This is a genomic window from Lentimicrobium sp. S6, assembly GCF_013166635.1.
Classification (GTDB): Bacteria; Bacteroidota; Bacteroidia; order Bacteroidales; family UBA12170; genus UBA12170.
Window position 1 is genome coordinate 1 of sequence record NZ_JABKBZ010000191.1, and the last position, 1,840, is coordinate 1,840.

Below are 1,840 nucleotides of genomic sequence, written 5' to 3' on the forward strand. Positions count from 1 at the left end.
TAAGTTTACTAGCGGCGAAAAGCTCTCTAAAAATTTTAAAAAATATTTCAAATAAAGTTTGAAGTTTTAAAAAATAGAGTATCTTTGCACTCCCAATTAACAAGGGGTTTAAACAAAAGAAAGTTCTTTAACAAGATTGAAAATATAATGTAGCAAGCAAGATATCCAGGAATTGGAAATTTATTTCCAACTCCGTCAATAAACAAAGATAGTCAGGAAACATAGACAAATAAACTTTTTATACAACGAAGAGTTTGATCCTGGCTCAGGATGAACGCTAGCGGCAGGCTTAACACATGCAAGTCGAGGGGTAACGATGTTTTCGGACAGGCGACGACCGGCGCACGGGTGAGTAACGCGTATGCAATCTACCTTTAACTGGAGGATAGCCCCGAGAAATCGGGATTAATACTCCATAGTAATCTAAAGTGGCATCACTTAAGGTTTAAAGCTCCGGCGGTTGAAGATGGGCATGCGTGACATTAGTTTGTTGGTGAGGTAACGGCTCACCAAGACTACGATGTCTAGGGGTTCTGAGAGGATGATCCCCCACACTGGTACTGAGACACGGACCAGACTCCTACGGGAGGCAGCAGTGAGGAATATTGGTCAATGGACGCAAGTCTGAACCAGCCATGCCGCGTGCAGGATGACGGCCCTATGGGTTGTAAACTGCTTTTATTAAGGAATAAACTCTGATACGTGTATCAGACTGAACGTACTTAAAGAATAAGCATCGGCTAACTCCGTGCCAGCAGCCGCGGTAATACGGAGGATGCAAGCGTTATCCGGATTCATTGGGTTTAAAGGGTTCGCAGGCGGCGTATTAAGTCAGTGGTGAAATCTCTCGGCTCAACCGAGAAACTGCCATTGATACTGGTATGCTAGAGTATAGTTGGCGTAGGCGGAATGTATCATGTAGCGGTGAAATGCTTAGATATGATACAGAACACCGATCGCGAAGGCAGCTTACGAAACTATAACTGACGCTCAGGAACGAAAGCGTGGGTAGCGAACAGGATTAGATACCCTGGTAGTCCACGCTGTAAACGATGATTACTCGTTGTCGGCGATACACAGTCGGTGGCTAAGCGAAAGTGATAAGTAATCCACCTGGGGAGTACGATCGCAAGGTTGAAACTCAAAGGAATTGACGGGGGCCCGCACAAGCGGAGGAGCATGTGGTTTAATTCGATGATACGCGAGGAACCTTACCTGGGCTTAAATGTAGATTGCATGAAGGGGAAACCTTTCTTTTCTTCGGAACTATTTACAAGGTGCTGCATGGTTGTCGTCAGCTCGTGCCGTGAGGTGTCGGGTTAAGTCCCATAACGAGCGCAACCCCTACCTTTAGTTGCCATCAGGTAATGCTGGGGACTCTAAAGGAACTGCCTACGCAAGTAGTGAGGAAGGTGGGGATGACGTCAAATCAGCACGGCCCTTACGTCCAGGGCTACACACGTGCTACAATGGTCGGTACAGAGAGCAGCTAACCCGTGAGGGTGTGCAAATCTTCAAAGCCGATCTCAGTTCGGATCGAAGTCTGAAACTCGACTTCGTGAAGTTGGATTCGCTAGTAATCGCATATCAGCCATGATGCGGTGAATACGTTCCCGGGCCTTGTACACACCGCCCGTCAAACAATGGAAGCTTGGGGTACCTGAAGTTCGTCACCGTAAGGATCGACCTAGGGTAAAACAAGTAACTGGTGTTAAGTCGTAACAAGGTAGCCGTACCGGAAGGTGTGGCTGGAATACCTCCTTTCTGGTGTATTTCTGTCCTATCAGTTTTTTGATATAAAGGATATCTTGCACTTTTGCTACTATTATATTTCATATAT

At 46.1% G+C, this 1,840-nt stretch carries 1 rRNA gene; it reads left to right on the top strand.

Annotated elements, in window-relative coordinates:
* The first annotated feature begins 242 nt into the window (after window positions 1-242).
* Window positions 243-1,764: ribosomal RNA gene (locus HNS40_RS22255) — 16S ribosomal RNA — on the top strand.
* The last annotated feature ends 76 nt before the right edge of the window (window positions 1,765-1,840 follow it).